Genomic DNA, 26,296 nt, shown 5'->3' with positions numbered 1-26,296 from the left:
CCAACCCCTGTCCCGGCCGCGCGCACCGGCGTAGAAGCGTCCATGCCCGCCCGACAGGCCGTCTTCACCATCACCCGCGGCGTCCCGTTCCTGCCGACGCTTGCCGAGGCGCTGATCTCCGGCCGGCTCGTCGGACCGGTGGCGGACGACCCGCTGGCGCTCGCCGCCGTCACCATCTACCTGCCGACCCGCCGCGCCGCCCGGGCGCTCGCGGCGATCCTGGCCGAGAGGCTCGGCCGGGACGCGCCCGGACGGGCCACCCTGCTGCCCCGGATGATCCCCCTCGGTGAGGCCGACGAGGCGGAACTCGACCTCGCCGCCGAGCCGCTGCTGGAGGCGAATGCCGACCCGCTGGGCGCGCCCATGCCCCCCCTGGAACGCCGGCTGATCCTCGCCCGCCTCGTCCAGGCCTGGGCCAGGACCGTAGACCGCACCCTGCTGCCTCTGGACGCCGAGGTGCCGTTCCTGGTCCCGTCCTCCCCCGCCGACGCGGTCGGTCTCGCGGGCGATCTCGAACGGCTGATGGACGCGCTGACCGTCGAGGGCCTGCCCTGGTCGGAGATCGGCGCCGCCGTGGAGGCGGAGTATTCCCGCTATTTCGGCCTGACCCTCGACTTCGTGAAGATCGCCGCCGAGAACTGGCCAAAACTCCTCGCCGAACGCGGGCTGGCCGACCCCGTCGCCCGCGCCCGCGGCCTCGTGCAGGCCGAGGAACGGCGCCTGTCGCGCGGCGCCATCCCGGACCCCGTGATCGTCGCCGGTTCCCTCGGCTCCGTCCCCGCCACCGCCCGGCTCATCGCCGCCGTGGCGCGCCTGGCCCGGGGCGCCGTGGTTCTGCCGGGGCTGGACCTCGACCTCGACGCGGCGGGTTGGGACGGCATCGACACCGGCGAGGGCTTTTCGCGGGTGATCGCGCATGGCCACCCGCAGGCGGTGCTGCACCGGCTCCTCGGGCCGGAGAACCTGAATCTCGGCCGCGCGGAGATCGCCGCCCTGGGCGAGCCCGATGCCGGACAGGAGGCCCGGGCGGCGCTGCTCTCGCAGGCACTCCGCCCGGCTGACACCACCGACGCCTGGGCCGCCCTCGACCCGGCCGAGCGCGACGGATTCGCCCGACGCGGTCTCGACGGGCTGGCGCTGGCGGAGGCCGCCGACGAGCGGGAGGAGGCCCTGGTGGCCGCTCTGGCGCTGCGCGAGGCGCTGAAGACCCCCGGCGCCACCACGGCCCTGGTCACGCCCGACCGGGGGCTCGCCGGCCGGGTCGCGGTGGAGCTGCTGCGCTGGGGCATCGTCGCCGAGGACTCGGCCGGGGTGGCCCTGGCCGGAAGCCCCGCGGGTCGACTCGCCCGGCTCGCCGCGGAGCTGGCCGCCGACCTCGCCCGCGATCAGGCCGATGCGATCCCGGCCCGGCTGATCGCCCTGCTCTCGCACCCGATGGTCCATCTCGGGCTGCCGCGCGCCGACGTGGTCCGGGGCGCCGCGGCGCTGGAGATCGGGCTGCTGCGCGGTCCCGTCCCGGCCCCGGGTTTTCTCGGCTTGCGCAACGCCCTCGCGGCCGAGCGCGCCGGCCCGCCCGAGCACCGGCCCCGGGCCAAGCGGCGCTTGGCGGACATCGATTGGGATTTGGCCGCGGACCTGCTCGCCCGGCTGGATCTGGTCTTCCGGGATTTCCCGGGGGCGGACGGGGCCGGGGATTGCGACCTCGTCGCCACGGCCACGCGCCACCGGGAAGCCTGCGACCAGCTGATCGCCGGGCCGGAGGACGCCCCCGCGGAGGAGACGGACGGCTCCCTGTCCTGCCTCGACGCGCTGTTCGACGACCTGGAGATGGCCGACCCCGGCCTGATGCCCGGGCGGTTCGACGATTACGCGACCTTCTTCACGGCGCTTACCCGGGAGCGCGTGGTCGCCTGTACCGGCGCGCCGCCGCATCCGCGGCTGCGGATCCTCGGCCTTCTGGAGTCGCGGCTGCTCTCGGTGGACCGGATGGTGCTCGGCGGTCTCGACGAGGGCGTCTGGCCGGTGCGGACGCTGACCGATTCCTTCCTCAACCGGCCGATGCGCGAGCGGGTCGGCCTCAACCCGCCCGAGCGGCGCATCGGCCAGATGGCGCACGATTTCGTGCAGGCCTTGGGCTGCCGGGACGTGCTGATCACCCGGGCGCTCAAGCGCGATGGTGCGCCGACCGTGCCGTCGCGGCTGATCCAGCGCCTGCGCGCGCTTTCGGGGGACGCCCGCTGGGATGCGGTCGTGGAGGCGGGGCGCCGTTTCACCGGCCTCGCCGCCCGGCTCGACGCCGCCCCGCCGGAACCGCGGCTGAAACGCCCCGCGCCGAAACCGGACCCGGCCCTGTTCCCGCGCTCGCTCAGCGTCACCGAGATCGAGACGCTGGTGCGCGATCCCTACAGCATCTTTGCCCGCCACGTGCTCGGGCTCGATCCCCTCGATCCGCTGGCGCCGGCCCCGGGCGTCGCCACCCGGGGCTCCCTGGTCCACGACGTGTTCGCGGCCTTCGCCGAGCGCCATCCGCGGGCGCTGCCCCCGGATGCGGCGGAGCGGCTGCTCAACTTCGCGGTGAACGCCTTCGCCGACATCGAGGCGGAGTATCCGAACCTCTACGCCGAATGGTGGCCACGCTACGAGCGCATGGCCGCCGCCTATCTCGACTGGGAGGCGCAGCGCCGTCCCGGCCTGGCCCGGGTCCATCCGGAGGTCTCCGGGCGCTGGGTGATCCCGATGGGGCCTGAGAGCTTCACCCTGCGCGCCCGGGCCGACCGGATCGAGCTGCGCCCGGACGGCTCCGCCTGCATCGTCGACTACAAGACCGGCGCGCCGCCCTCGGCGAAGACGATCTTCTCCGGGTTCTCGCCCCAGCTCACCCTGGAGGCGGCCATGCTGATGCACGGCGCCTTCAAGGATCTGCCGACGGTGCGGACGACGCCGGACCTGCTCTACGTCCACGCCTCGGGCGGCCGGAAGCCGTTCGTGCCGATCCCGGTGAAGGCGCCCCGGGGCGAGGAGCGCGACGTCGCGGCGATCGTCGCCGAGCACGCCGCAAGGCTCCGGGGTCTGGTCGCCCGGTTCATGACCGGCGAGGCGGCCTACACGGCCCGGCCCTACCCGCAATTCGCCAGCCGGTACGGGTCGTATGACCACCTCGCCCGGGTGCTGGAATGGTCGCTCGGCGGCGAGGAGAGCGGGGAAGGCTGACGGGTTCGTCGTGCCTTCGCGACCGCCTGTGACTCGCGCTAAGGTCGCTCCTGGGAGCGGTTGGCGAAGGCTCGGCAGCCGCGTTCCGTATCGGGAGGGCCGAATGGCCGGCACGGAACCTCTGGCTGACCCCGCCGCCAGGGCACGATCGCCGGGCTCGGGCAGCGCACCGCAGGGTGGGTTCGCCGCGCTCGTTCCGGAACTGGGGGTGACGGATCTGGATGCCAGCCTTCGCTTCTGGTGCGGATTGCTCGGCTTCGGGATCGCCTACGACCGTCCGGCCGCGCGCTTCGCTTACCTGACGCGTGGTTCGGCGCAGATCATGCTGTACCAGCGCAACGGGTCCTGGGAGACGGGCGCCCTGCACCGCCCGTTCGGTCGGGGGATCAACCTCCAGACCAAGGTCGAGCCGCTGGATCCGGTCCTGGCCGCGCTCGACGCGGCGGGCTGGCCGATCTTCGAGGGGCCCGGCGAGGCGTGGTACCGTGTCGGGGATGCCGAGCATGGCCAGCGGGAATGCCTCGTGCAGGATCCCGACGGGTACCTCGTCCGCCTCGTGGAGAGCCTGGGGGTCCGGGCCCCCGCGGGTGGCTGAGTTCGGAGAGCCTCGGGCGGACCTGCGTCTTTGCATCCTCCGCGGACCTCACGGGGTCATGCTTCGCGCTTGAGATCAACGTCCGGTCGACGCCTTGGCAGTCCAGAGCGACCACCCGCCCTCCCTCCCCCGCAAAGGGGGGAGAGACGCGTCTGGTGCCGTCCGTTGCCCGCATCCGGCAGCCTTGTCGAACATCGCAGCCTGCATGCGGAGGGAGGATGCAGGGACCTCGGAGTTCGATGGGTGAATGCGTCGCCTCTGCGTGACGGGCGGCGGGCCGATACCCCCTAAAAAAACGCCTGCAGCCCCGTCTGCGCCCGGCCCAGGATCAGGGCGTGGACGTCGTGCGTCCCCTCGTAGGTGTTGACCGTCTCGAGGTTCTGGGCGTGGCGCATCACGTGGTACTCGCCCATGATGCCGTTGCCGCCGTGCATGTCCCGGGCGGTGCGGGCGATGTCGAGCGCCTTCCCGCAATTGTTGCGCTTGATCAGCGAGATCATCTCGGGAGCCATCCGGCCCTCGTCCATCAGCCGCCCGACCCGGAGCGACGCCTGGAGGCCGAGTGCGATCTCGGTCTGCATGTCGGCGAGCTTTTTCTGCACCAATTGCGTCTGGGCGAGGGGCCGGCCGAACTGCTTGCGCTCCAGGGTGTAGCTGCGCGCCCGGTGCCAGCAATCCTCCGCCGCGCCCATGGCGCCCCAGGAGATGCCGTAGCGCGCCCGGTTGAGGCAGCCGAACGGTCCCTTCAGCCCGGAGACGTTCGGCAGCAGCGCGTCCTCGCCGACCTCGACCCCCTCCATGACGATCTCGCCGGTGGTGGAGGCGCGCAGGGACAGCTTGCCCTTGAGCGTCGGCGCCGAGAGACCCGTCATGCCCTTCTCGAGGACGAAGCCGCGGATCGCGCCCTCGTGCGCGTCGGACTTCGCCCAGACCACGAACACGTCGGCGAAGGGGGCGTTCGAGATCCACATCTTGGCGCCCGAGATCCGGTAGCCGCCGTCGATCTTCTCCGCCCGGGTCTTCATACCGGCCGGGTCCGAGCCGGCATCGGGCTCGGTCAGGCCGAAGCAGCCGATCCATTCGCCCGAGGCGAGCCTCGGCAGGAATTTCTTCCGCTGCTCCTCTGAGCCGTAGGCGTGGATCGGATACATCACGAGCGAGGATTGCACGCTCATCATCGAGCGGTAGCCGGAATCCACCGCCTCCACCGCCCGGGCCACGAGGCCGTAGGCCACGTAGGAGGCGCCCGCGCAGCCGTATTCCTCGGGCAGGGTCACGCCGAGAAGGCCGAGCGCGCCCATCTTCCGGAACAGCCCGGGGTCGGTCTTCTCGGTGGCGTAGGCCTCGACGATCCCCGGCAGCAGCTGCTCCTGCGCGAAGCTCTGGGCGACGTCGCGGATCGCCCGCTCGTCCTCGGTGAGCTGATCCTCCAGCAGGAACGGATCCTCCCAGACGAAGCGTGCGGAGGCCGGGGCCGACGGGGAGGCGCTGCCCGGGGGGCGCATCGGAGCGTTCATGGGGTTCCTCGCAAGGTGTGCGTCCGGCCTCGCGGGCCCGCGCTTGGGCCTACCCTAGACCCGTCCGGCGTGCCGTCCAACGCACCGGGTGACGCCCGAGCCCCGCCGTCACGCCCGGCCGAGCACCGTGAGCCACGCCAGCGTGGTGAGCGGCGCAAGCAGGGTCGAGACCAGCACGGAGGCCGCGACCATCCCGGTCTCGGTCCGGTAGCGCGCCGCCAGCAGGTAGGCGTTGATCCCCACCGGCATGGCGGCGAACAGTGTGGCGACCCCCGCATAGGCGGCGGGCATCGAGAACACGTGGAAGGCGAGGACCCACACGGCGAGCGGGTGCAGGAGGTTCTTCAGGGCGGCGATCACCAGCGCGCCCTTGAGGTCGAACAACACCCGGTAGCGCTTCAGCCCGGCGCCGAGCGCCACCAGCGCGCAGGTCGAGGCGGTCCCGGCGAAGGCGTCGATGAGGGACTGGACGATCCCGGCCGGCGCGACGCCGAAGCCCTTCATGGCCATGCCGATCAGGAGCGCCACGAAGATCGGGTTCTTGAGCAGCACCAGGGCGAGGCCGCGGATCCGCGCCAGCACGGGCAGACCGGAATCGGATTCGATCAGGAAGGTGGCGCTGCCCATCATCAGCGGCAGGTGCACGGCCAGCAGCATGAACAGCGGAAAGGCGCCCTCCTCGCCATAGGCCTGGAGGATCATCGGCACGCCGACGAACACGGTGTTCGACTGGCTCGCCGCGAAGCCGTGCAGGATCGCCCCCCGCCGCTCGATCCCCGCGCGCCGCCGGGCGATCAGCGTGCCGACGTACCAGGACAGGCCGGCGCCGCCGAAATACGAGACCCAGTAGGACCAGGCCACGGTGCCGCTCATGCCGGGCTTCGTCAGCGTGGCGATGATCAGCGCCGGCACGGCGACCGCGAAGACATATTCAGACAGGCCGTCGCTGACCTTCTCGGACAGGAGCCCGGCGAGCGCTGCCGCCCAGCCAATCAGGACGATCCCGAAGATCGGGGCGATAATGGCGAGGGCGTTCACGGGTCCGGGCGGTGTGCGGGAGGGCGGAATATCCGCCCATAGCATGCCGCCGCGGCCGCTTGCGCCGGCGTCCGAAGAATAGGTCGTCGACTCCCGCCGCGGGAAAAACCGCTCTCCGCCCTCGGCCTACTTGTTCTCCAGCACCTGCATCGGGTCCGTGCGCTGGCTCGCTGGCGGCTCCTTGGTGAGGTTGGCACCGTTCTCCCGCTGGACCTTCACGTCGCGCGGCGAACCCGGACCGCCCACGGCAGTGCCCCCGTCGCTGCTCTGCGTCGGAACGGTGCCGGAAGCGAGTTCCAGGCACGTCACCATCTCGACGTAGGACGGGTAGCCGCCGGCCTTGAACTGGTCCTCGCACTGCCGTTTGGCCGCCGGGCTGTAGCTGCCCCAATGATTCTCGGCCTCCTTCCTGGCCTCCCGCTCGGAGCGCAGGCAGCCGTCATAATTGGCCTTGTCGCTGATCGACGTGTTGGTGACCTGCGCGGACCGGCAGGTCTGCTCGACATCGAGGTTCGGCACCGTGTCGGCGCGGGCGGGGCCGGCCAGGGCGCCGAGCAGGATCGCGGCGGCGACTGTGGGAAGACGTTTCATGGCGTTCAGAGCTCACGCTTGGGTGGTGCCCGCAACAGGCTTCGCCGTCAAAACGCGCCAGCGTCGGTTTCGGCACCGTTTCCGAACCGTGACGAATCGCGAGTTGCCAACGGAGGCGGGGCTGGCCCTGGAGCGGCGGACGGGGCCATTGAGTTGGAACCCGTGGGATCCTCGTGGCGGCCGCCACCGAGGCGATGGCGGCCTTCGTACAGGCGATCGTGAAGTCGGCGACCCGCCGGCGCGGATCGGCGACCGCGCGGTCGAGAGGGCGACGCGCACCGACGCTCAGGGTGCACCGCCCGGCCTCCGCGGGCGACCGGGACGCCGTTCCAGCATTCCGAGAGCCTGATGTCGAAGGTCGGCCCGTTCCGAGCCCGCGTCCAGGCAGTCTGACTGCGCGGGTAACGTCTTGCTCGAGCCGGAGACAGGGATCCCGGCCGCTCCGCTGCTGCAGCCGGGATTGGTTCGGCGGCGCTCAGGCTTCCGCGTGCGCGTCGCGCAGCGCCCGGTCGAGGTCGCCGTACAGGTCGTCCGTATCCTCGATGCCGGTGGACAGGCGCAGCAGGTCCGGCGGGCAGGCGCTGCCCGGGCCCTCCACCGAGGCGCGGTGCTCGATCAGGCTCTCGACGCCGCCGAGCGAGGTCGCCCGCTTCCACAGCCGCACCCGCGCGGCGGTGGCGATGGCCCCAGCCTCGCCGCCCGCGACCCGGATCGACAGCATGTAGCCGAATCCGTCCCGCATCTGCCGGCGGGCGACCGCGTAACCCGGATCGTCCGGCAGGCCCGGATACAGGACCCGGCTCACCAGCGGGTGCCCACTGAGGCGTTGGGCGAGCCGCAGGGCGGCCTCCGCCTGCGCCGCCGCCCGCAGGTGCAGCGTCCGCAGCGAGCGCATGAGCAGATAGGCCTCGAACGGTCCGAGGATGCCGCCGCTGCCGGCGCGGATGCCGCGGATCCGCTCCCAGAACGCGTCCGCGGCGGCGCCGGCCAGCACGCCCGCGACCACATCGGAATGGCCGTTGAGGATCTTGGTCGCCGAATGCATCACGATGTCGGCCCCGAGGTCGAGGGGGCGGGTATGCACCGGCGAGGCGGCGGTGGAGTCGACCGCGAGCCGGGCCCCGGCGGCGTGGGCGATCTCCGCGGCGGCGGCGATGTCGGTGACCGTCCAAAGCGGGTTGCCGGGCGTCTCGATCCAGACGAGCTTGGTCCGGCCGGGCTGGATCGCGGCGCGCAGGGCGTCTAAGTCGTCGGTCTCAACGAACGACAGCGTCAGCCCGCGCCGGGGCGCCTCCTCGCGCAGCCAGCGCTTCAGCGCCCAATACATGACGGTTCCGGCGACGACGTGGTCGCCGGGTTCCAGCGCGCCGAACGCGGCGGTGGCGGCCGCCATGCCGGACCCGAACAGCAGGGCGCCGGCCCGGGCATTCTCCAGCATCGCCAGGACCGCTTCGGTCTCGCGCACCGTGGCATTGTCGGGTCGGGCGTAACTGTAGCCCGAGCTGTAGCCGTTGTCGGGGTCGCGGACGAAGGTGGTGGAGAGGTGGAGCGGCCTCACCACCGCCCGGGTCTGAGGCTCGATCCAGCCCATCGCCTGCGCGGCGAGGCTCCGGGGCGCCAAATCAGACATTCCGTCGCGCCGGGTATCCGATAAACCCTGCGGCGCGTTAGGCTGTGACATCTGGCGATTCCCGGCGGATGGAGACGGGCGCGTGCCACGGCGCAGGGGGCTCGGCAACCCGTGCCACCGGAGACGGACGACATGACCGCCGCCACACACGTCGCCGAAGGCTCCGCCCTTCCGCGCTGGCTCCGGCTCGCCGCCGCGATCCTGCCGGTGGCGGCCACCGCAATGGTCGGGTCGATGGCGACCCAGGCGGAGATCCCGGGCTGGTACGCAGGCCTGAACAAGCCGGTCTTCAACCCGCCCGACTGGGTCTTTCCGGTCGCCTGGACGCTCCTCTACACGATGATCAGCGTCGCGCTGTGGCGGCTGCTGGGCGCGCAGCCGCGCACCGGACCGGGCCGCGAGGGCTGGTGGCTCGCGCTCGCCGCCTTCCTCGTCCAGATCGCGTTGAACGCTGCCTGGACACCGGTCTTCTTCACCGCCCACGCCATCGGGGCCGGCCTGATCGTGGTGGCGATGCTGTTGGTGATGGTGCTGTGGACCATCCGGCTGACGTGGCGTTTCGACCGGCTCGCAGCCTGGCTGCTGGTGCCCTACGCGGCCTGGGTCGCCTTCGCGACGCTGCTCAACGCCGCCATCCTGCGGTTGAACTAAGCGCGCGCCGGGGGCGGACTAAGATCCATCGGACCACGATCTCCCATCATTGCCGTCATCCTTCGCGCCCCGCTGGCACGGCCACGTCAGGATCAGGGGGATATCCGCCCCGAACCCCGCTCATCCGAGTTGCTACGCCCGGGCCGGCCTTCAGCGTGGACCCACGGACAACGCAGCGACGGCGCCGACGATCACCATCGTCGGGAAACCCATCGCGGCGACGACGAGCCATTTCAGGATCGCGTATTGCAGATCGGCAATCGCGATCCTGAGATCCGCCTGCGACGCCATTCCCGCCAAAATCGCCTCGCGCGCGTCACGCAGCGCGCCGGTCACGGTGTCGGCCTGCACATCCGAGAACCCGGCCGCCTGCAGCGTGCGCGCGATCGCCAACGTGTCGAGTGCGGCGAGACTCATGGGCGCGAAGCTCACACGCGCTGCTCTGCCTGGCAGGTCCTCAGACCCGCGAAGCCGCAGTCAGGTCAATGTTCGTCACCCGCGGATTCCTCGCCCGCGGGTTTCCCGTCTCCGCGGGCGCGGTGGAGCAGGAAGATCGCGAAGACCATCGTGACGATCAGTCCGGCCAGCACGCCGAGTTCGATCATCGAGGCCTGGAACAGCGCCTGCTTCTCCGGCGACCAATCCTTGGCGTGGGTGATCTCCGAGGATTGGAGCGTGATCACCAGGACCCGCCGGATCGAGGCGATGAGCCCGACAATCAGGAACGGCTCGCAGGTCAGCGTCCCCGACCGCATCGAGACCCGTACGGTGTGCAGGATCTCGATCAACATCAGCAGGAACAGCAGCCGGTCGATCACCTCGAGGATCTGCTCGGCGCCCCCGAGGGCCCGCAGGGCCTGCCAAGTCAGTCCGGCAGCGTCGATCAGTGCCACGAGAGCGGTGACGGCGAGCAGGAGCCCGAGCGCCGCGTAGATCGCGTGCTCCGTGTGCAGGAAGATCGCGCTGGCGATCCGCGTCAGCTGGCCCTGCTTCATCGACCGATCCGGCATTGGGTCCCCCGAAACCATCACCCGAACAGAGTTATGCCGCACCGTCCGGCCGCCGATGTCGGCGGCGCGCGCGCCCGGTCAGTGGAAGAACGGCAGCGCGTGCGGGGCGAGATAGCCGAAGCCCAGCAGAACCGCCCCGGCAAGCCCCAGGAAACCGCCGGCGAAGACCAGGACGGCGATGCCGGTGATCACCTCGGCCGAGGCCAGCACGATGCCGATCTGGAAGGCCGCCGAGGCCAGTTCGTAATGATGGTAGCGCAGCAGCGACAGGTCGCGCCGCTCCTCGGAGGCCCGGGCCTTCGCGGTCAGCTCCTTGCGGCCCTCGCCGGTGGCGGGCTCGGATTCCCACCGCGCCAGGGTCTTGGCCCATTCGGCGCGCTTGGCCGCGATGGCGTCCTGGTTCGGCCCCGGGGGCACCAGGGCCAGGGCCTCGTCGGCGGTCTTGAGCACCGTCGCGCGGATCGTGCGGGCCTGGAAATAAGCCCATTGATTGGCGGCCTCGACGTTGGAACCGATGGATTCCGTCTGGGCGGCCTTGCCGAGCGTCTCGCTGAAGGCGAGGAACAACGCCAGGATCGAGATCAGCAGCGCGACGCGCTTGTTCGAGCCTTCGATCGCCCCGTGACCACCCGACATTGTTTCGCGAGTCCCCGTTGATTCGTCGGCGGGAGTCACAGCCCATCGCGGCCGCGTGCGCAATGCGCGGCGGCGGCCTATTCCGCCGCGATCCGAGGCGGCAGCGCCCGACCGTCATTGGCCGGATGGCGCGCCTCGCCGTAGCCCGGCGCGTCCTCCGGCTCGTCCCGCATGCCCACGAAGCGGCCGAACATCCGCTTGAGCAGGTGCGAGAGGTCGTCCATCAGCACGAAGATCGCCGGCACGAAGACCAGCGACAGCACCGTCGACACGATCAGGCCGCCGATCACCGCCACCGCCATGGGGGAGCGGAACTCGCCGCCGATGCCCAGCGCCATCGCGGAGGGCACCATGCCGGCCGCCATGGCGATGGTGGTCATCACGATCGGCCGCGCGCGCTTGCGGCCGGCATCGACGATGGCGGTGTTGCGGTCGACGCCCGCGCGAATCTGCTCGACGGCGAAGTCGACCAGCATGATCGCGTTCTTGGTCACGACGCCCATCAGCATCAGGATGCCGATCACCACCGGCATCGAGATCGGCATGTGGCAGATCAACAGCGCCAGGATCGCGCCGCCGATGGAGAGCGGCAGCGAGAACAGGATGGTCATCGGCTGGAGAAAGTTGCCGAACAGCAGGATCAGCACGCCGAACACCATCATCAGGCCGGCGCCCATGGCGAGCGCGAAACCCTCGAACACCTCACCCATCACCTCGGCGTCGCCGGTCTGGCTGATCGTGACCCCGGGCGGCAGATTTTTGGCGGTGGGCAGGTTCATGACCTGGGTGATCAGCTCCGCCAGCGCGTCCGTGCCCTGCATGTCGCCCTCCAGGGCGACGCGCACCGCGCGGTCGTAGCGGTCGATGCCTGTGGGGCCCTGGCCGAGGCTGATATCGGCCACGGTGGCGAGCGGGACGGCGGCCCCGCCCTTGACCGGCACCTTCAGGGTTTCGAGTTCGGAGAGCCGGCCGCGCAGGCTCTCGGGCAACTGAACCCGAATCGGCACCTGCCGATCGGTGGCGTTGAACTTGGCGAGGTTCATGCCGATGTCGCCGATCGTGCCGACCCGCACGGTCTCCGCGATGGTGTCGGTGCTGACGCCGAGATCGGCCGCCACCCCGGGCTTCGGCCGGATCCGGACCTCGGTCCGGTCCAGGGGCGCCGTCGACATGACGTTGACGAGGAAGGGAACCCGCTGGGCCTGGCGCTGGAGCTTGGCGGCGACCTCCGCCACCACCGCCTTGTCGGGGCCCGCGATGATCAGCGCGAGGTCCCGCTGCCCATTCTCGCGCAGGGCCCAGAAGCGCAGATCCGGCTCCTCGCGCAGGATCGCCGCGACCTCGGCATCGACCTGCTTCTGCGTCCGGTGGCGGGTGTTCTTCGGGGTGAGGTTGATGGTGAGGCTCGCCAGCCGCACCTCCTTCTTGGCCGGAAGCTGGCGGCCCCCGTCCACGAACACGCTCTTCACTTCAGGAAGTGCGCGGATCTTCGCCTCGATCCGGTCGGTGACTTGGACCGTGTCCGCGAGCCGGGCGCCCGGCGGCAATTCGAGGACGAACAGCGTCCGTGCCTGATCCTCCGCCGGCAGAAAGCCCGCGGGCAGCAGGCCCGTGGAGGCGATCGAGGCGGCGAAGCACGCGATGCCCAGGACCAGCGTGATGAACTTGTGCCGGACCGACCAGGCCACGAGGCGGGTGTAGCCGCGCATCACGACGCCGTCCCGCGTGTGGTCCGGCCCGTGGTCGCGCAGGAAATAGGCGGCGAGCAGCGGCGTGATCAGGCGCGCGACGAGCAGCGACATGAACACCGCCGCCGCGATGGTCAGGCCGAACTGCTTGAAATACTGGCCGGCGATGCCGCCCATGAACGACACGGGCGAGAAGATCGCCATGATCGTCGCCGTGATGGCGATGACCGCGAGCCCGATCTCGTCGGCCGCCTCCAGGGCGGCCCGGTATGGTGTTTTCCCCATCCGCATGTGCCGGACGATGTTCTCGATCTCCACGATCGCGTCGTCCACCAGGATGCCCGTGACCAGGGTGATCGCCAGCAGGCTCACGGCATTGAGCGAGAAGCCGAGCGCGCTCATCACCCAGAAGGTCGGCAGCACCGAGAGTGGCAGCGCCACCGCGGCGATCAGCGTCGCCCGCCAGTCCCGCAGGAACAGCAGCACCACGACGACGGCGAGGGCGGCGCCCTCGATCAGCCCCATCATGGCCGAGTGGTAATTGCCGATCGTGTTGTCGACGCTGGTGTCGATCAGGTCGAAGCGCACGTCGGGATTGGCCGCGTGAAGCGCTGCGATTTTCTTGGCCACCCCGACCGAGACGTCGGCGTCGCTGGCGCCGCTCGCCCGGGAGATCGCGAAGGCCACCACCGGCTCGCCATTGAAGCGCGCGAAGGTGCGCGGCTCCTCGGCGGTGTCCGAGAGGGTCGCCAGCTCGTCGAGGCGGACCTTGCGGTTGCCCGGGACGACGATGGAGGTCTTGGCCAGCGTGTCGAGGCTCGCCGAGGCGGCAAGCGCCCGGATCGACTGCTCCTGGCCGCCGATCTCCGCCCGGCCGCCAGCCATGTCGGCGGAAGTCAGGCGCAGCTGCCGGTTCACGTCGGCGGCGGTGATGCCGAGCGCCAGCAGCCGGTCGGGCTTCAGGGTGACGCGGATCTCCCGGGCGACGCCGCCCAGCCGCTCGACGCCGCCCACGCCCTTCACGCTCTGGAGGCTGCGGGCGACCACGTCGTCCACGAACCACGACAGGTCCTCGGGCGTCATGGCCGGCGCCGAGGCGCCGTAGACCATGATCGGCAGCCCGGCGATCTCGACCCGGGACACGATCGGCTCGTCGATGGTGCGCGGCAGGTTCTGGCGGATCTTGGCGATCGCGTCCTTGACGTCGTTGGTCGCCCGGTCCTGGTTCACCTCCAGGCGGAACTCGATCGTCGTCGTCGAGATGCCCTCGGTGATGGTCGACAGGATGTGTTTGACGCCCTTCACCCCGGCGACCGAATCCTCGACCCATTTGGTGACCTGGGTCTGCAGCTCGGCCGGCGCGGCACCCGATTGGGTGATCGTCACCGAGACGATCGGGATGTCGATGTTCGGGAACCGGGTGATCGGCAGCGTGCGGAAGCTGACGAGACCCAGGATCATCAGGACCAGGAACAGCACCACCGAAGGGAGCGGCTTCCGGATCGCCCAGGCGGAGATGTTGAGGCGCATGGCTGATCCTACCGCGGGGCCGCGTCGGCCATGGGGGCGGCCATGGGGGCGGCCATCGGTGTGCTGACCGGAGCGGCCACGGCCCGCACCCGGTCGCCGTCGCGCAGGAAGCTGCCGGCGCGGGCCACGATGCTCTCGCCGGCGGCGACCCCGGTACGGATCTCCGTGAAGCCCTCGGCGGAGAGGCCCGTCGCGACGGTCCGGGCCTCGACACGGCCGTCCTTCACCACGAGCACGCTGGCTTGGCCGTCGGCAGCGTAGAGCAGGCTGGAGACCGGCACCGCGACGCCCGTGCGGCGCGCCACCTCCACGTTGCCGCGGGCGAAGGCGCCGATCCGCAGGGCCGGATCCTCGGCGAGCCGGATACGGATCTTGCCGAGGCGCGTCGCCCGTTCGACCTCCGGATAGACCCGGCGCACCGCGCCCGTGAGGTGCCGGCCGTCATCGAGATCGAGGCTCGCCGGGTTGCCCACCTGGATGCGCGCCAGCGAGGTCTCCGGCACCTCACCCTCCAATTCGATCTCGCCCCGGGCGATCAGCCGGAACAGCGGCTCGCCCACAGCCGTGGCGGTGGCGCCGACCCGCGCGGTGCGGCGGTTGACGATGCCGGCCTCCGGGGCACGGATGTCGGTGCGCGCCCGCCGCAGGGCGATCTCGGATCCCGCCGCCCGGGCGGTGGCGAGGTCGGCCTGGGCGGATTGCAGGCCGCCCCGGGCGGCGGCGAGCCGGCCCTCGGCCCCCTGGGCCGCCGAGACGCGCTGCTCCAGCACGGCCGCGGTGGAGTTGCCGGTCTTGGCCAGCGCCTGCGCGCGTTCGAGCGCCTGCTTGGCCTCGACATTGGCGGCCTCCGCCTGGACGATCTGACTCTGGGCCTGGACGATGGCCGCCTGAGCCCGGGCGATCGCCGCCGTATTCGACGCCTCCTGGGTGACGATCATCTCCTGGGAGAGGCGTGCGAGCACCTGTCCCTTGGCGACGCGATCCCCCTCCTCGACGAGGAGATCGGTGATGCGCAGGCCCTCGACCTCGGGGGAGACGAGGATCTCGTCCCGGGGGACCAGCGTGCCGGTGACGACCGCCCGCTCGACGATCTCGCGGCTCTCCGCCGGGACGACGGTGACTGCGGGCGCGATGGCGGCGGCGTCAGGGACGGCGGCGCTCTCGACCGCCCGGGCCGGCGCCGTAGCCAGGATCGCGAGCGCGCACAGGAGAGAGAGGCGAGACACGCGCCAACACACAGAGTTCACGACGGGGCCTCGCAGTCGGCGCTCGAGTCTTCACGCAGCTTCCTCGCTGGGTAGCTCGGCGTTTTCATGGCGTATTGTCGTCACCGAGACCGAATGTAGCGCCGCCCGAGGAGGCCGTCGCCGGACCACACGCCGCATGTCGTCATGTGCAGGCGTGTGCCGCTTTTCGATCGTTTTCCTGCAACCCGCCGGGGACCGCGACGTTGTTCCCGGACTGGACTTGTTGCGACCGGGAAAAGGTTCGATGAGCATCTTTCAGATCAAGCAGACGACGAGCGGCGCCGTGCTCTGGACCGGCGCAGCCGACGACGAGCAGACGGCGCTCGACGCCATGGCGCGCGAGGCGGGCTATCGGGACTTCAAGGCCATTCCGGACACGATCCGCGCCAATGGTATCGAGGCGGCCAGGCTCGACCTGATCTCCTGACGGTTTGCCCCACTTTCCGGGGGGCCGAGCAAGGGTCCCTTGAAACCTTTGCCGCTCGGCGGCATCGTTGAAACGTCGCGGCGATGCGCTGTGACCCCGGGGGTGCTTCGCCGAGGCCGTCCACGCCCCGGAGAGGGCGCAGGCCTCGCGGGGCGCCCCCCCTTTTCGTCAGGCTGGTACGGGGCTTCGCGCGGCCGTGGGCCTGCCCCCAAACAGGCTGAGCGTCGCGACGATGCCGCAGGCGGCCGCTGCCATCAGCCAGTAGCTCGGCGCTGCTCGGTCGCCGGTCTTCTCGATCAGATAGGTCGAGACCATCGGGGTGGCCGTACCGAACAGGGCGGTGGCGAGACTGTAGGCCAGAGAGAAGCCGCTTGCCCGAACGTGGGCCGGCACGACCTCCGACAGCGAGACCACCATCGCGCCGTTGTAGACCCCGAAGAAGAACGAGAACCACAATTCGACCGCGAGCATCTTGGCGAAAGTCGGATCGGCGACGAGCCAGTGCAGGGCCGGGTAGGTCGTCAGCAGCGACAGGATCGAGATCGTCAGCAGCACCGGCTTGCGGCCGATTGAGTCCGAGATCGCCCCGCCCACCGGCAGCCAGACGAAGTTGGTGATGGCCACGCACACCGTCACCAGCAGGCTGTCGGTCTCGGTGAGCTTGAGGACGGTCTTGCCGAATGTCGGGGTGTAGACGGTAATCATGTAGAAGGTCACCGTGGTCATCGTCGTCAGCATCATGCCGAGCAGCACGATCCGCCAGTTGGCGGCGACGGTGGTGAGGATCTCGCGCGTCCCGGGGTGATGGGTCCGCTTGGCGAAGGCCGCCGTCTCTTGGAGCGAGCGCCGGATGAAGAAGATGAACGGCACGATCAGGCAGCCGATCAGGAACGGGATCCGCCAGCCGAAATCGCCGACCTGCTGCTTGGTCAGGAAGGCGTTGAGCCCGTAGCCGATCAGGGCGGCGAACAGGATCGCCACCTGCTGGCTCGCCGACTGGAACGACGTGTAGAAGCCGCGCCGCTGCGGCGTGGCGATCTCGAACAGGTAGATCGAGACGCCGCCGATCTCAACGCCCGCCGAGAACCCCTGCAGCAGGCGCCCGGCGAGCACGATCAGCGGGGCCGCGAGGCCGATCGTGGCGTAGCTCGGGCAGAAGGCGATGAGCACCGTGCCGCTCGCCATGATCGCCAGCGTGACGATCAGGCCCTTCCGGCGCCCGATCCGGTCGATATAGGCGCCGAGCACGATCGCCCCGAGGGGGCGCATCAGAGCGCCGAGCCAGAACGTCCCGAAGGTCAGCAGCAGCTCGGTGGTCTCGTTGCCCGAGGGGAAGAACGCCTTCGCGATGGCAGTGGCGTAGAACCCGAACAGGAAGAAGTCGAACATCTCCAGGAAATTGCCGCTCGTGGCGCGGAGGATCGCTCCGATCCTGGATTTGAGGGTCGCCTCGACGGCACCCGGATCACCGGACATGATTCCACGCTCCCTGGGGGCCGCTCAGGCCCCGATCCATTGCATGGCGATGATGGTGCCGGTCACAGTCAGCGCGCCGCCGATGCGGGTGGCGATCTGCGCGAAGGGCATCAGCGCCATGCGGTTGGCCGCCGTGAGGATCGCCACGTCGCCGGTGCCGCCCTGACCGCTGTGGCAGGCGTTCACGATGGCGGTCTCGATCGGGTACATGCCGAGCCAGCGTCCGACGAAGAAGCCCGTCATCATCAGCGTCGCCACCGTCGAGACGATGGTGATCAGGTTCACCAGGGTGAAGGCGGCCATCAGCTCGTTCCAGGGGGTGAGCGCGACGCCGATGGCGAAGAGCAGCGGGTAGGTCATCGAGACCTGGACGAACTTGTAGACCACGAAGCCGCCGGCCTGGAGATGGGGCGACACGGCGCTGGCGAGCTTGGCGAAGACCGCCAGGAACAGCATCGCCACGGGCGCCGGGAGCCCGACCAGGTGGTGGGCCATCACGCCGAGCAGGTAGAGGGTGATGGCGGTCAGCCCCGCGGCGGCGATCGTGGCGGGATCGATCTGCCCGCGCGCCGCCTCTGACTTGGCCTGCGCGTCGCTCGACTTCATCGTGTCCGAATCGGGCTGGAGGCGCCCCTCGCCGGTGAGGCGGGGATAGCGCTTGCCGACGGAATTGAGGGTGCCGGCGAAGATGATGGCCGTGAGCGAGCCCAGCATCACCGGCGGCAGGACCTGGGCGAAGATCACGCCCTGCTGCTGGCCGAGGATCGCCGCGTAGCCGATGGAGAGCGGGATCGCCCCCTCGCCGACACCGCCGGCCATGATCGGCACCACGATGAAGAAAAAGGTCTTGTAGGGACCGAGACCGAGCAGCGTTCCGACCAGCGTGCCCACGAGGGCCGCGGCCACGGACCCTGCGGCGAGCGGCGCGAAGATCTTGAGGAAGCCCTTGATCAGGACCTCGCGGTCCATCCCCAGGATCGAGCCGACGATGATCGTGGCGATGTAGATGTAGAGGAAGTTGGTGAACTTGGTGAAATCGGTGATCGCCTTCACCATCTGCGCCGGCACCAGCGCGTAGTAGACGAGGGCCGAGGGGATGAAGGTCGCGAAGATCGCCCCGGCGCCGATGCTCCGCAGGATCGGGATGCGCTTGCCGATCTCCGCGCAGGTGAAGCCACCCATCACCAGGACGGCGATCATGGTCGGCCCGTCTGGCTTGATCTCGCCCTCCTGGACCAGGATCGCGAGCAGGATTGCCAGCACGAGGTAGATCGGCAGCGGGATGATGCCGATCTTGAGATCGACGAGGCGCCACCAGCGCTCCGGCCAGGACCCGGCGGCCCGGCCCTCTCCGAGCCGGTCGTCCACCGGCGCGGGAACCGGGCTCGTGGTGGCGGTGCTGGTCATGGCATCCCCCCTGGATCACGCACCACGCACGGGCCACTTCGGGCTTCGCCGCGCCTCGCGGACACGGTCCGTCAAGGTCCGCACGGTCTGCGGAGATACAGTGACGTTCGGCGTATCAGCGCCGGCCAGGGGCGGCAACGCGATGCGGGGAACAAAGGGCGCAACCTGTACCGCGGACGGGGTTGAGGCGCCCGTCGGCGGGGGCATCGGGCGTCGCGGGTTCAAGTCCGGTGGCGCATCTTTTGATGGTGCGTCATCCATTTCCGATAGCCGGCGATCAGCTGGCGAACATGGTCTTGTCGCCTTTCGTCTTCGTCGGCGGGACGGACGCTTGCACAGTCGATCGGGCGCTGAGCCCAAAAAAGAGGCCCGGCACGGAGCCGGGCCTCGAAAGTTGTTTCGCACGGGGCCGACGCCGGGACCGAAATCCCGGCGCCGACATTCGCATCAGAAGTCGCGCTGGACGCGGAGGCGCACCGAGGACACCGAGTCCTGTGTGGCGGTGCGGACCGCGAAGGTACCGGCGTTGATGCCGGCGATGTTGCTGTAGGCGGTCGGGCTCTTGTCGAGATCGATCGCCCGGCCGCTCTTCAGGCCGATCTGGGTGTAGTAGCCCTCGACGCCGATATCGAGGTCCTTGACCGGCGACCAGATCAGGCTCGCGCCGGCCACGAACTGGTAGGTGTCGCGCAGCGCCTGGCTCAATTGGTAGAACCGGGTGCCCGGGACGCCAACGGCGTTGGAGCCAAAGCTGTTGGCGCCGTTCGGGTTCGTCAGACCGAAGATCGCGCCCTGAGCGAGGCGCGCACCGGCGGAGAAGCTCTGCTCGCCATAGGAGCCGAACACGGCCGAGCGCCATTCCGGCGACCAGTAGTGCAGGTACGAGGCGACCGCGGTGAAGCTGGTCGAGGTCTGCAGCTGGCCCGTGAACGGGTTGATCGTCGCGTCGGAGAAGTACTGGGCGAACTTCTGACCCTGGATGGTCGTGGTGCTCTGGGTGTAGGACCCCGTGAACGCGGAGTAGCCGGTGTAGAGCTGCGCACCTTCGCCGTAGGCGCCCTGCAGGTACAGGGCGTCGCCCGGCGCGATGAACGGGGCGTTGACCTTCAGGCCGCCCTGCACCGCCCAGCCCAGCACGCTGTTGGTATGCGGGAGGCCGGTGATGACGCCGCCACTGCCGACGGCGGTCGCAGTCGACAGGTTGCCGATGTTCAGCTCGTGGGTGGCGGCGGAGAGCTGAGCCGAGCCCCAGGCCTGGTCGAGACGCAGGACGCCGACGAAGTCGGGCAGACGCGAGCGCTCGATGCTGTCGACGTAGCTGTAGCGGGTCGGGACGCCGCCGGTATAGCCGACGAAGACCGGCGTCGGCTGGTTGGTCACGCCGAAGTTCGACACGCCCCCCGAATTCACGGTGGCGGAGATGTTCTGGGGCGAGAAGATCGGGGTCCGGCGGAAGACCGGATCTTCGATCGAGAGCGTCGCCGACAGGCCGTTGCCCACCGTCGCCGTGTAGGCGAGCAGGTTGGTGGAGGAATTGTCCGAACCGGCGGTGGCGCCGGCGAACTCGAAGTCGTGGGCGTAGAAGTCGAAGAACGACGACGCGCGACCGGCGGTCAGCCCGGCGAACTGGATGAACGCCTTGTCGACGTTCATGAACTGCTGGTCGCGGCCGAAGCTGTCGGTGCCGATGCCCGGGTAGGCCTGGCCGATGCGCTGCTGGGTGCCGGAGGTGCCGACGCCGGAATAGCCGGTGCGGGCGCCGGCGTCCAAGCGCACGAAGGCGCGCAGGGTGCCGTAGGCGGTCTGGGTGCGGGCATCGAGGTTGATGCGCATCCGGCCCTGGTAGCCCGACGTGTCGCCGTTGCCGGCGGCGCGCGAGTTGCTGGTCATGTAGCCGCCCTCGAACCGGGCACGGCCCGAGATGCGCAGGCAGGTATCGGTGTTCAAGATGTAGAAGAAGCCGGCACCGTAGGCGGTGCAGACGCGGACGTACTCGACTGGCACCGCCTTCTTGACCGGGAGGTCGGCGGCGTGCGCGGCCCCCACCGCCGCGAACGCGGCGGCGGACCCGAGCAGCGAGCTCTTCAAGAGCTTCATAGACATCTCCAAAGCTTCGAGACCCGATATCGCCATCCGCGCAGTTTTGATCTGCACTACAGGCACATTGTTTTATTATTCTACCTATTACAGGCAGCTCTGTTCGGGCACCCGATTTCGAGACGCGCCGATGCATCGGCACATTGTTCAAACCAAAGCTTCACTGCAACATGGATTCACGTATCGACCGGGTCTTGTCTCAATATGTTGCAACATCGCAACAAGATTGAGAGCAAATATATCTGCATCTAAGTATCATTTGAAAAAATGACATACTGATACAACAACGATACCACAGTTTTGCTATATGTATTGATCGAAAAATTATACAGTCAAAGAGCAATATCACGAGCTCTTCCGTGGCCCGCCATACGCTCGGCGGACGGCGTTGCCCGCCGTTTTCAAACCGGCAGGACACGACACGCACCCTCTGGACGGGAGAAACGGCCGGCCGGATGTGTCCGGCGCCGATCCGATCGCGATGATGATTCTCGACGCGGCCGACTCACCCCCGTCCGGGGCGTGGCGCCGGCTCTGACGGCGCAGCCGGTCCGACAGGGGCGTCGGCCATCAACCCAACGACGCGTCACGGCGAACACCGCGGACACGGCCGGCACGGGGGCGGCATCAGGATCGAAGTGATGGGCGCAGGCCAGCCGTCGGCGGGCGTCGAGCCGTCCGGCCCAGCCGATAGAGGCGGCCGCATCGCCCGCGAGATCGGGCAGCGCGGGAGCGCCCTGGCATCGGCGGCGCGGGGCGGCGGGCCGGATTCGGGTTCGGAACCGAGCCGAACGACAAAAAAGGCCCGGCCGAAGCCGAGCCTTGAGATCCGTGAAGCACGAGGAAGGCTGCCGGGGCCGAAGCCCCGGCGGGCCGGATCAGAAGTCGCGTTGGACGCGGAAGCGGACCTGAGACACCGAGTCCTGCGTGGCGGTCCGGACCGCGAAGGTGCCGTTGTTGATGCCGGCGATGTTGGCGTAGGCGGTCGGGCTCTTGTCGAGATCGATCGCCCGGCCGTTCTTCAGGCCGATCTGGGTGTAGAAGCCCTCGACACCGATATCGAGGTCCTTCACCGGCGACCAGATGATGCTCGCGCCGGCCACGAACTGGTAGGTGTCGCGCAGCGCCTGGCTCAGCTGGTAGAACCGGGTGCCCGGCGTACCGACCGCGTTGGAGCCGAACGGGTTGCTCCCCGCCAGACCGCTCACGAGGCTGTAGATCGAACCCTGGGCAAGACGGGCGCTGTTGGAGAAGCTCTGCTCGCCGTAGGAGCCGAAGAACGCCGAGCGCCACTCCGGCGACCAGTAGTGCAGGTACGAGGCGACCGCCGTGAAGCTGGTCGAGGTCTGCAGCTGGCCGGTGAACGGGTTGACCGTCGCATCGGAGAAGTACTGGGCGAATTTCTGGCCCTGGATGGTGGTGGTGCTTTGCGTGTACGAGCCGGTGTACGAGGAGTAGCCGGTGTAAAGCTGTGCGCCCTCGCCGTAGGCACCCTGCAGGTACAGGGCGTCACCCGGGGCGATGAACGGGGCGTTGATCTTCAGGCCGCCCTGAACCGCAAATCCCTGGACCGTGCTGGTGTGGGCGGGGACGAGGACCGGACCCGTGCCGGTGCTGGCGGCGGTCGAGAGGTTGCCGATGTTCAGCTCGTGGGTGGCGGCGGAGAGCTGAGCCGAGCCCCAGGCCTGGTCGAGGCGCACAACGCCGACGAAATCGGGCAGGCGCGAACGCTCGATGCTATCGACGTTCCCGTAGCGGTTCGGGCCGACGAAGATCGGGGTCGGCTGGTTGGTCACGCCGAAGTTCTGCACGCTGCCCGTGTTCAGGGTGGCGGCGACGTTGAACGGCGAGAAGATCGGGGTCCGGCGGAAGACCGGATCTTCGATCGAGATCGTCGCCGACAGGCCGTTGCCCACCGTCGCCGTGTAGGCGAGCAGGTTGGTGGAGAAGTTGTCCGAACCCGCGGTGGCACCGGCGAACTCGAAGTCGTGGGCGTAGAAGTCGAAGAACGACGACGCGCGACCGGCGGTCAGCCCGGCGAACTGGATGAACGCCTTGTCGACGTTCATGAACTGCTGGTCGCGGCCGAAGCTGTCGGTGCCGATGCCCGGGTAGGCCTGGCCGATGCGCTGCTGGGTGCCGGAGGTGCCGACGCCGGAATAGCCGGTGCGGGCGCCGGCGTCCAAGCGCACGAAGGCGCGCAGGGTGCCGTAGGCGGTCTGGGTGCGGGCATCGAGGTTGATGCGCATCCGGCCCTGGTAGCCCGACGTGTCGCCGTTGCCGGCGGCGCGCGAGTTGCTGGTCATGTAGCCGCCCTCGAACCGGGCACGGCCCGAGATGCGCAGGCAGGTATCGGTGTTCAAGATGTAGAAGAAGCCGGCACCGTAGGCGGTGCAGACGCGGACGTACTCGATCGGCACCGCCTTCTTGACCGGGAGGTCGGCGGCGTGCGCGGCACCCACCGCCGCGAAGGCGGCGGCGGACCCGAGCAGCGAGCCCTTCAAGAGCTTCATAGATATCTCCAAAGCTTCGAGACCCAATGATGCGGACGTGCCCGGTTGACCGGATCTAGCCGCACGTTTTGTAGAGTTGGGCCTGCGTCTTATCGGCAGGCTCCTGCGGGCTCTCGCTTGGCGATGCCCCCGTGCACCTTCACCATGTGCGAACGGGTTTCGGCCGGCAACGTGGATTCGTGTCTGCTCCGGCAGTTCCGAAGCGATGTTGCCGCCTGGCAACAATCTCGGGCGGCTTTGGCCATTATCCGGCCTGTATGGGCGAATTCGGCCGGGGTTTCCGGCGCGTTTTCGGACTCGAATAGCCGGGGGCCGGTATTCGCGGGTCGGCCGATTCGTAAGCGGTGCCCGCTGAAGCGGACGACGTCTGCGGGCACCGGTCTCGGACGTTCGGTTACATTGCCGGCTTACATCGGCGGCGTCAGACCGTCTTTGCCGACGGCGACCCGGCGGGCCGTCATGTGACCATCGTCCTCACGCGCGACCACGACGAATGCTTTGGCGCCCGGGGTGAGCGCCGAGGCGTCGGCCGGCGCGAAGCTGACGACCGGGGCCTGGGGCGGAACCAGGATCTGGATGGACTGGCCCTTGCCGTAATCCACGGTCAGCGTCCGCTCCGCAGCGCCGCCACTGGCCGTCACGGTGCCGTTGGTCATCGCGCTCTTGACCCGCGGGGCGTCGGGCGCGGTCGACACGGTGCCGTTGGTCATGGCGGTCTTCACCTTGGCGCCGCCGGCCGTGTGATCGGGGATCATGTCCCAGTCGTAATGACCCTCGCCGGTGCCGCGCATCGCCTCGGGGAACAGCACGACCTCCAGAGCCACCGGGGGCTCGCCCTTGGTGGCCGTGCCGATGAAGACGCCGTCCTTGATCTGGTCCAGATTGGCCGGGACGACCCAGGACACCCTGGCGTCGGGGGCCAGCATCATGGACTCGGACTTGCCGTCGAGGGTCTTCAGCGTGAAGCCGCCGTCCTTGACCGCCTCGATTGTCCCGCGCAGGCGCTCCACCTTCGGCGCGGCCTGGGCCCCGGCGACGGTGGCCATCAGGCCGGCCAGGGCAAGAATCGGAAGTTTCGACATATTGGTTCCTCGCGCCACCGGAATCGGTGCGGCGCACGGGACCTGGGGCTGGGATCGCCCCCGTCAGCCCCGGCGAACCTGTGACATCGCGACGTCGTCCGCAGGCCGGCGATCAGTCGGTGCGCCCGAGCCGGGCCAGGAACGGCGCGGCGGCCAGCGCAGCGGCCGCCTCGAGGGCGCGGTACTGAGCCACGACCTCCGTACCGAAGACCGAAAGCCGGGCGCCGCCGCCGGCCCGGCCGCCGATCTGGGCCTCGACGACCGGGCGGCCGAAGCCGTTATTCATCGCCTCGACCAGCAGCCACGCCCGCCGGTACGACATGCCGAGAGACCGGCCGGCCCCCGAGATGGAGCCGTGTTCGGCGATCATCTCCAGGAGCCGCACCTTGCCGGGCCCGAGCCGGTGACCCGGCTCGAGATCGATGCGGATGCTCAGCCGAGGCGCGGGCCCCGCGGGCGTTGGATCCGTCGGGCTCAGACCGGCAGCGCCAGCAGCGCGACACCCGCCGCGGCGAGACCGACCCCGAGAACCGGCGCGGCGCGCGTTGCGCCGAACCGGGTGCCGGCGAGCCCGAGGCCGAGCCCGGCCGCGTGCAGCAGCGCGGTGGCGGCCAGGAAGCCGAGACCGAACGAGAGGCCCGAAGCGGTTTCCGGCATCTCGGCCCCGTGCGCGTAGCCGTGGAACACCGCGAAGACCCCGACCAGGGCCGCCAGCAGCGCCACCGGCGCCCGCAGCCCGACGAGGGTGGCGAGGCCGAACACCACGAGGGACAGCGCGATCCCGGTCTCGGCATAGGGCAGCACTAAGCCGGCCATGCCGAGCCCCGCACCGACGCTCATCAGCGCCAGGAACGACAGGGGCAGCGCCCACAGCGCCCGTCCGCCACGCAGGGCCGCCAACAGCCCGACCGCGACCATCGCCAGGACGTGGTCGGCGCCCATCAGCGGGTGCAGGAACCCCGCCGCCGCACCGGTCGCCGCACCGTGGCCGGGATGGGCGAGCGCGGCCTGCGGCAGCAGCACGAGGGCGGCCGGGAGGGCGACGAGGGGAGCGGAGAGCAGGCGCTTCATGGGAGATCCTTCGCTATCCCGGGCAGATGTAGCGCCGTTCCGATCCCTCTGCGAGGGGCCAGAGCGACGCTCACAGGGTCATCGCCTCGTGGACGGCGTCCGGTTCGAAGGGTTCGAGGAAGGCGGCGCCGACGCCGTGCGTGAAATGCCGTTTGACGCAGGCGAGCTTCCGCCCGACCCGGATCGTGGTGCCGAGGGCCAGGAATCGATCCACCAGCAAGGCCACGCCGGAGGCCGAGACGTTGAGCACGTGTCCCGGAAAGACGTTGCCGCCCTCCAGCGCGACCTCCACGATCTTCTGCCGCGGCACGATGCGGTCATGAACGCGGAGCGGCTCCGGACGGAGATCCTGGGCACGGGCCAGTGTCACGAACTGGCCGGCCAAGTCCGCGAGCGCAGTCCGCCCGCCCCGGATCGAGCCCACGAATTCCTGGCCCGCCGTCCACTCTATGCGGACGTCGAGCAGGCCGACGTGGCGGATGCTGCAGGTCAGATCTTCGCCCGGTGCCAGATATTGTGCAGACCGGAATCGGATGCCCTCCACCGAGACGTCCGTGGTGATCGCGTAGAAATCCCGACGGCGACGGTTCCAGCACAAGGCGGGCAAAATGACGAAATGCCGCCGACCCTGCATAACCCTCGACGCCGCGCCCGAGACATGGCGCCGTTGTGCGATGGATCAGCCTGCCGGGAAATTCAGGCGCTCGATAAAATTGTGCTTATCCCCCGGTGACCCCCGGTGAAATCTCTGGGAAAATTTCTGCGGCGAACCCCGCGAAATTTCCTCCGGGCACCGAGCGCCCGACCGTCCACGCGATCGGTTCGGAACCGCACGCGACCCTGAATACAAAATGCACCTTGACCGTGTGGCATGGATGCT

At 69.5% G+C, this 26,296-nt stretch carries 21 protein-coding genes; 4 read left to right on the top strand and 17 right to left on the bottom strand.

The genetic code is table 11. The annotated features are described in order from the left end of the window. Positions 1 to 42 precede the first annotated feature (42 nt). Together addB and AC3IF1_RS08745 are read left to right on the top strand one after the other, a co-directional pair. Positions 43 to 3,210, top strand: a complete 3,168-nt coding sequence (gene addB, locus AC3IF1_RS08750; RefSeq protein ID WP_489217231.1) for a double-strand break repair protein AddB — start codon at positions 43 to 45, stop codon at positions 3,208 to 3,210. 208 nt (positions 3,211 to 3,418) lie between these two features. Beyond that, positions 3,419 to 3,805: a bleomycin resistance protein gene (locus AC3IF1_RS08745; protein WP_489217230.1), complete on the top strand. Its 387-nt coding sequence runs from the start codon at positions 3,419 to 3,421 to the stop codon at positions 3,803 to 3,805. Positions 3,806 to 4,092: 287 nt separating this feature from the next. Here AC3IF1_RS08745 and AC3IF1_RS08740 read toward each other — a convergent pair whose 3' ends face one another. The 4 genes from AC3IF1_RS08740 to AC3IF1_RS08725 all read right to left on the bottom strand — a co-directional run bounded on the left by AC3IF1_RS08740 (position 4,093) and on the right by AC3IF1_RS08725 (position 8,632). Next, positions 4,093 to 5,322 carry an acyl-CoA dehydrogenase gene (locus tag AC3IF1_RS08740; protein WP_489217229.1) on the bottom strand — a complete coding sequence of 410 codons (1,230 nt, stop codon included), beginning with the start codon at positions 5,320 to 5,322 and terminating at the stop codon, positions 4,093 to 4,095. 108 nt (positions 5,323 to 5,430) lie between these two features. Continuing rightward, on the bottom strand, positions 5,431 to 6,360 hold the full coding sequence (locus tag AC3IF1_RS08735) for an AEC family transporter (RefSeq protein ID WP_243966924.1): 930 nt from the start codon (positions 6,358 to 6,360) through the stop codon (positions 5,431 to 5,433). A 126-nt stretch (positions 6,361 to 6,486) separates the two neighbouring features. After that, positions 6,487 to 6,951, bottom strand: a complete 465-nt coding sequence (locus AC3IF1_RS08730) for a hypothetical protein (RefSeq protein ID WP_489217228.1) — start codon at positions 6,949 to 6,951, stop codon at positions 6,487 to 6,489. Between the two features lie 475 nt (positions 6,952 to 7,426). Continuing rightward, positions 7,427 to 8,632, bottom strand: a complete 1,206-nt coding sequence (locus AC3IF1_RS08725; protein ID WP_489217227.1) for a trans-sulfuration enzyme family protein — start codon at positions 8,630 to 8,632, stop codon at positions 7,427 to 7,429. Positions 8,633 to 8,713: 81 nt separating this feature from the next. On the opposite strand from AC3IF1_RS08725, the gene AC3IF1_RS08720 reads away from it, so the two are divergent. Beyond that, positions 8,714 to 9,232, top strand: coding sequence for a TspO/MBR family protein (locus tag AC3IF1_RS08720; protein WP_489217226.1), 519 nt, complete (start codon positions 8,714 to 8,716; stop codon positions 9,230 to 9,232). A 150-nt stretch (positions 9,233 to 9,382) separates the two neighbouring features. Here AC3IF1_RS08720 and AC3IF1_RS08715 read toward each other — a convergent pair whose 3' ends face one another. From AC3IF1_RS08715 to AC3IF1_RS08695, 5 genes are all read right to left on the bottom strand, one after another. Next, the gene (locus AC3IF1_RS08715) at positions 9,383 to 9,649 is read right to left on the bottom strand and encodes a DUF1640 domain-containing protein (protein WP_489217225.1); all 267 of its coding nucleotides are present in this window, start codon (positions 9,647 to 9,649) and stop codon (positions 9,383 to 9,385) included. Between the two features lie 65 nt (positions 9,650 to 9,714). Further along, positions 9,715 to 10,227 (bottom strand): phosphate-starvation-inducible PsiE family protein, encoded by a 513-nt coding sequence (locus AC3IF1_RS08710; protein ID WP_409564782.1) that lies wholly within the window; start codon positions 10,225 to 10,227, stop codon positions 9,715 to 9,717. Positions 10,228 to 10,320: 93 nt separating this feature from the next. Beyond that, positions 10,321 to 10,878 (bottom strand): DUF4337 domain-containing protein, encoded by a 558-nt coding sequence (locus AC3IF1_RS08705; RefSeq protein ID WP_489217224.1) that lies wholly within the window; start codon positions 10,876 to 10,878, stop codon positions 10,321 to 10,323. 77 nt (positions 10,879 to 10,955) lie between these two features. Continuing rightward, the gene (locus tag AC3IF1_RS08700; protein ID WP_489217223.1) at positions 10,956 to 14,096 is read right to left on the bottom strand and encodes an efflux RND transporter permease subunit; all 3,141 of its coding nucleotides are present in this window, start codon (positions 14,094 to 14,096) and stop codon (positions 10,956 to 10,958) included. 8 nt (positions 14,097 to 14,104) lie between these two features. Next, positions 14,105 to 15,322 (bottom strand): efflux RND transporter periplasmic adaptor subunit, encoded by a 1,218-nt coding sequence (locus AC3IF1_RS08695; RefSeq protein WP_489217222.1) that lies wholly within the window; start codon positions 15,320 to 15,322, stop codon positions 14,105 to 14,107. Between the two features lie 265 nt (positions 15,323 to 15,587). On the opposite strand from AC3IF1_RS08695, the gene AC3IF1_RS08690 reads away from it, so the two are divergent. Then, positions 15,588 to 15,770, top strand: a complete 183-nt coding sequence (locus tag AC3IF1_RS08690) for a hypothetical protein (RefSeq protein WP_243966909.1) — start codon at positions 15,588 to 15,590, stop codon at positions 15,768 to 15,770. 168 nt (positions 15,771 to 15,938) lie between these two features. Here AC3IF1_RS08690 and AC3IF1_RS08685 read toward each other — a convergent pair whose 3' ends face one another. The 8 genes from AC3IF1_RS08685 to AC3IF1_RS08650 all read right to left on the bottom strand — a co-directional run bounded on the left by AC3IF1_RS08685 (position 15,939) and on the right by AC3IF1_RS08650 (position 25,960). Further along, positions 15,939 to 17,246, bottom strand: coding sequence for an MFS transporter (locus AC3IF1_RS08685; protein ID WP_489217221.1), 1,308 nt, complete (start codon positions 17,244 to 17,246; stop codon positions 15,939 to 15,941). Between the two features lie 24 nt (positions 17,247 to 17,270). After that, complete coding sequence (locus AC3IF1_RS08680) at positions 17,271 to 18,653, bottom strand: 2-hydroxycarboxylate transporter family protein (RefSeq protein ID WP_489217220.1); 1,383 nt, start codon at positions 18,651 to 18,653, stop codon at positions 17,271 to 17,273. A 447-nt stretch (positions 18,654 to 19,100) separates the two neighbouring features. Next, positions 19,101 to 20,750, bottom strand: coding sequence for a porin (locus AC3IF1_RS08675; protein WP_489217219.1), 1,650 nt, complete (start codon positions 20,748 to 20,750; stop codon positions 19,101 to 19,103). Positions 20,751 to 21,628: 878 nt separating this feature from the next. Then, positions 21,629 to 23,263, bottom strand: a complete 1,635-nt coding sequence (locus AC3IF1_RS08670; RefSeq protein ID WP_489217218.1) for a porin — start codon at positions 23,261 to 23,263, stop codon at positions 21,629 to 21,631. A 407-nt stretch (positions 23,264 to 23,670) separates the two neighbouring features. Beyond that, positions 23,671 to 24,345, bottom strand: a complete 675-nt coding sequence (locus AC3IF1_RS08665) for a metal ABC transporter permease (protein WP_489217217.1) — start codon at positions 24,343 to 24,345, stop codon at positions 23,671 to 23,673. Between the two features lie 112 nt (positions 24,346 to 24,457). Next, a complete protein-coding gene (locus AC3IF1_RS08660; RefSeq protein WP_409564884.1) occupies positions 24,458 to 24,715 on the bottom strand; it encodes a winged helix-turn-helix domain-containing protein in 258 nt (85 codons plus the stop codon). 104 nt (positions 24,716 to 24,819) lie between these two features. Next, on the bottom strand, positions 24,820 to 25,416 hold the full coding sequence (locus AC3IF1_RS08655; RefSeq protein WP_489217216.1) for a HupE/UreJ family protein: 597 nt from the start codon (positions 25,414 to 25,416) through the stop codon (positions 24,820 to 24,822). Between the two features lie 70 nt (positions 25,417 to 25,486). Further along, entirely contained in the window at positions 25,487 to 25,960 is a 474-nt protein-coding gene (locus AC3IF1_RS08650; RefSeq protein WP_489217215.1) for a pilus assembly protein PilZ, read from the bottom strand. Between the last annotated feature and the right edge of the window lie 336 nt (positions 25,961 to 26,296).

The organism is Methylobacterium sp. E-012 (assembly GCF_057836545.1).
Note: the sequence above shows the minus strand (reverse complement) of the source record. Positions and strands in the feature narration are given on the sequence as shown.

Bases quoted from the DNA above. Each gene is read 5' to 3' on its own strand.
- addB (WP_489217231.1), top strand. From the start codon at position 43: ATGCCCGCCCGACAGGCCGTCTTCACCATCACCCGCGGCGTCCCGTTC.
- AC3IF1_RS08740 (WP_489217229.1), bottom strand. From the start codon at position 5,322: ATGAACGCTCCGATGCGCCCCCCGGGCAGCGCCTCCCCGTCGGCCCCG.
- AC3IF1_RS08730 (WP_489217228.1), bottom strand. From the start codon at position 6,951: ATGAAACGTCTTCCCACAGTCGCCGCCGCGATCCTGCTCGGCGCCCTG.
- AC3IF1_RS08725 (WP_489217227.1), bottom strand. From the start codon at position 8,632: ATGTCACAGCCTAACGCGCCGCAGGGTTTATCGGATACCCGGCGCGAC.
- AC3IF1_RS08720 (WP_489217226.1), top strand. From the start codon at position 8,714: ATGACCGCCGCCACACACGTCGCCGAAGGCTCCGCCCTTCCGCGCTGG.
- AC3IF1_RS08715 (WP_489217225.1), bottom strand. From the start codon at position 9,649: ATGAGTCTCGCCGCACTCGACACGTTGGCGATCGCGCGCACGCTGCAG.
- AC3IF1_RS08710 (WP_409564782.1), bottom strand. From the start codon at position 10,227: ATGAAGCAGGGCCAGCTGACGCGGATCGCCAGCGCGATCTTCCTGCAC.
- AC3IF1_RS08705 (WP_489217224.1), bottom strand. From the start codon at position 10,878: ATGTCGGGTGGTCACGGGGCGATCGAAGGCTCGAACAAGCGCGTCGCG.
- AC3IF1_RS08700 (WP_489217223.1), bottom strand. From the start codon at position 14,096: ATGCGCCTCAACATCTCCGCCTGGGCGATCCGGAAGCCGCTCCCTTCG.
- AC3IF1_RS08690 (WP_243966909.1), top strand. From the start codon at position 15,588: ATGAGCATCTTTCAGATCAAGCAGACGACGAGCGGCGCCGTGCTCTGG.
- AC3IF1_RS08685 (WP_489217221.1), bottom strand. From the start codon at position 17,246: ATGTCCGGTGATCCGGGTGCCGTCGAGGCGACCCTCAAATCCAGGATC.
- AC3IF1_RS08680 (WP_489217220.1), bottom strand. From the start codon at position 18,653: ATGACCAGCACCGCCACCACGAGCCCGGTTCCCGCGCCGGTGGACGAC.
- AC3IF1_RS08675 (WP_489217219.1), bottom strand. From the start codon at position 20,750: ATGAAGCTCTTGAAGAGCTCGCTGCTCGGGTCCGCCGCCGCGTTCGCG.
- AC3IF1_RS08670 (WP_489217218.1), bottom strand. From the start codon at position 23,263: ATGAAGCTCTTGAAGGGCTCGCTGCTCGGGTCCGCCGCCGCCTTCGCG.
- AC3IF1_RS08665 (WP_489217217.1), bottom strand. From the start codon at position 24,345: ATGTCGAAACTTCCGATTCTTGCCCTGGCCGGCCTGATGGCCACCGTC.
- AC3IF1_RS08660 (WP_409564884.1), bottom strand. From the start codon at position 24,715: ATGATCGCCGAACACGGCTCCATCTCGGGGGCCGGCCGGTCTCTCGGC.
- AC3IF1_RS08655 (WP_489217216.1), bottom strand. From the start codon at position 25,416: ATGAAGCGCCTGCTCTCCGCTCCCCTCGTCGCCCTCCCGGCCGCCCTC.